This window comes from Rhizobacter sp. P3_B12 (assembly GCF_056402895.1).
Genome location: NZ_JBFUGN010001741.1, coordinates 1 through 578, shown reverse-complemented (window position 1 = coordinate 578; position 578 = coordinate 1). Strand labels below are relative to the sequence as shown.

The following is a 578-nucleotide window of genomic DNA, read 5'->3' as shown; positions in this document are numbered from 1 at the left end:
CGCTGTACCTGCTGCAGCCGCGCGGGCGCAGCGGCCCGGGCGTCGCGCCGGGCGAGCAGGCGCCGTGGCGGCAATGCCGGGTGCTCGAGGTGTCGGAGCTGCTGCGCGCGCTGGTGCTCGAGATGAACGTGCAGCCCGACGGCGGCCCGCCGCTCGGCGCCAGTGAACTGCAGCGCGAGCAGCGGCTCTCCGCGCTGATCCTCGACGAGCTGCGCCGCGCTCGCCCGGTGCGCCTGGGCGTGGACCTGCCGGCCGACAAGCGGCTGCGCACGCTGTGCGAGGCGGTGCTCGACGATCCGACACGCCATGCCACGCTCGACGGCTGGGCACGCGACACGGGCGCGAGCCCGCGCACCGTGGCGCGCCTGTTCCGCCAGCAGCTCGGCACCACCTTCGTCCAGTGGCGCCAGCAGGTGCTGCTGGCCAAGGCCTTGTCGATGGCGGCGCGCAAGCAGCCGATGGGCGTGATCGCGGCCGAGCTGGGCTATGCGAGCGCGAGCGCGTTCAGCGCGATGGTGCGCCGCTCGGTGGGCGCGCCGCCGAGCCGCTTCTTCACCTAGGGATGCGCTGATCTATTC

General features: G+C 74.2%; 1 protein-coding gene. It reads left to right on the top strand.

The features are described from left to right. A partial coding sequence (locus AC1D01_RS37980; RefSeq protein WP_477875154.1) for an AraC family transcriptional regulator occupies positions 1–560 on the top strand: 560 nt, incomplete at its 5' end. Between the last annotated feature and the right edge of the window lie 18 nt (positions 561–578).